Here is a 2,350-nt window from a genome sequence, read left to right as displayed (position 1 = left end):
AAAGTGCAGCAAGAATCGATCGAGCGGATGAAAGAATCGGTAGTGAATGCAGCCAAGCAGACACTTGCGATGAAAACGTCAGAGGATGCAGCGAAAGTCCAAGGAGAACTCTTAGGATATCTTGAACTATACAGCAGTTTACAATAAACACGAATTTACGACTATTTTTCAGGAAATGATTGAAGGGGCGGCAAGTGGTGCAACTACTTGTCGCCTTCTGCTTGTTTATGGAGGAAGGATTTGGTACGATTATTCTGTATCTCCCATTCTATACTGGAAAGGACTGGTATGGTGTATGTCCAACCTCATACTTGCTTCACAATCTCCTCGTCGAAAAGAGCTTCTTCAACAAATTCAACTTTCCTTCTCTGTTATGAGCAGTAATGTCGATGAAACGGTAGCCCCACATTTAAAACCCCATGAAGTGGTAATGGAACTTGCCATGAAAAAAGCAAATGAAATTTCAAAAAAACATCCTGATTCTTATGTGTTAGGGTCTGATACAGTAGTGGCACATGGTAACTCGATCCTCGGCAAGCCCCAATCGGAAGAAGAGGCCAAAGAGATGCTTACCATGCTGTCCGGTGAAACGCACTCGGTTTATACAGGTGTGGCGATCCTTAATGGTGAAAACCAAACGATATTTTATGAAAAAACAGATGTTACGTTTTGGGAGTTGACATCCACAGAGATCGACGGATACATCGCTTCTGAAGAACCGTTTGATAAAGCGGGAGCCTATGGGATCCAGGGTCTCGGGGCGAAGCTCGTAAAGGAAATAAAAGGGGATTATTTCTCAGTTGTCGGCTTGCCGCTGTCGAGGGTATACCGGGCCCTGCATGAAATGGGTTTTCTTCAATAAGAATGACTCCTTTAACGGATAAAGGAGGACCAATGGAAAAATCAATATCGAAACAGAGTGAGAATAAACTGATGATCCGCGACTTTCCCCAGGATGAAAGACCAAGGGAACGGCTTGTTCAAAGCGGTGCCGCCAGTCTCTCGAATCAGGAATTACTGGCCATCCTGCTCCGGACAGGGACTAGATCTGAATCTGTCCTTCAGCTTTCTAATCGGCTGCTGACAAGTTTTGACGGACTGACTCTATTAAAAGATGCGACGCTTGAAGAAATCACGAAAACAAAAGGCATCGGACTTGCAAAGGCCGTCCAGATCATGGCTGCCGTCGAACTTGGCAGGAGGATCGGCAATCTTGCGTTCGATGACCGCTACAGCATCCGCTCCCCGGAAGACGGGGCTAATTATGTCATGAATGACATGCGATTCCTGGCACAGGAACACTTCGTATGCCTTTACCTCAACACCAAAAATCAAGTCCTTCATAAACAGACCCTATTCATTGGCAGCCTGAACGCTTCGATTGTGCATCCCAGGGAGGTAGTGCGCCCATAAGGGCATTTAGAAAATCTGTTTTGGCAAAACAGTAGGGAAATATCACATTCAATACCCTATCATCAGCCAACTTATCCGTGAAGGAAACTAAGCGGGAAGTGTAGCATGTTGGCAAAGCCATAAGTTTCCTAGTTACCAAGGCACGACTGAATGGCGAGATGAAAGTTCATAGACAAGGATGAAAGCTGAATTGCTTGAATGATAGCTCAAGGAGGACTACGGGGACCTTCAGCGGGAGGTAACGATCAACGCTGTATGAAGTATGCATGTTTCTTAAAAACTTCGAGAAACATGAAGTGATACTACTTCGTCCAACTTCTGTATGGAAGAAACGAGTGAAAGTCACATCCGAAACTATGAAATGCTATGTTTCTATATGTCTAAATGGGGATTGCCTAAGTTGGAACGCCAAATATGGCTATGACAACTGTGTCTGAATATCCGATATGGCAACGGAGTTCTCGTAGTAGTCCGAGATAGGGAAAGCCTATCACATGGCGAAGGAGAACAGTTTATCTAGTTTAATTACCAAATTGGGAAGGAGCGAGAGGCTCCATGAGAAATCCAAAAGTAGTGTTAAACAGTCTAACTTCAAAAGCACAAGATGATACGTATATCTTCGAAAGATTGTATCGAAATCTGTATAATATCGAGTTCTATCTAGAAGCCTATGCCAAACTTCACCCTAATAAAGGGAGTAACACAAAAGGTGTTAACAATGACACAATCGATGGTATGAGTTTAGAAAGAATCGAGCGTTTAATCGAAAAACTAAAGGAACAAACATATCAACCAAATCCAGCACGCAGAACATATATCCCAAAGAAAAACGGTAAAACACGACCTTTGGGTATCCCGACTTTTGAGGATAAACTAGTGCAAGAGGTTGTTCGGCGAATTTTAGAAAGTATCTACGAACCTCAATTTTCAAATCATT

The 2,350-nt window shown here is 43.3% G+C and carries 1 protein-coding gene and 2 pseudogenes; all 3 read left to right on the top strand.

Annotation, left to right across the window (positions count from 1 at the left end; translation table 11 throughout):
• Positions 1–295 precede the first annotated feature (295 nt).
• Entirely contained in the window at positions 296–862 is a 567-nt protein-coding gene (locus HP456_RS22880) for a Maf family protein (RefSeq protein ID WP_172255367.1), read from the top strand.
• 71 nt (positions 863–933) lie between these two features.
• Positions 934–1,407: pseudogene (gene radC, locus HP456_RS22875) on the top strand (RadC family protein); the annotation flags it as partial.
• Positions 1,408–1,968: 561 nt separating this feature from the next.
• Positions 1,969–2,350: pseudogene (locus HP456_RS22870) on the top strand (group II intron reverse transcriptase/maturase); the annotation flags it as partial.

This window comes from Bacillus haikouensis, from assembly GCF_013179555.1.
Taxonomy (GTDB): Bacteria; Bacillota; Bacilli; order Bacillales; family Bacillaceae_B; genus Rossellomorea; species Rossellomorea haikouensis_A.
Note: the sequence above shows the minus strand (reverse complement) of the source record. Positions and strands in the feature narration are given on the sequence as shown.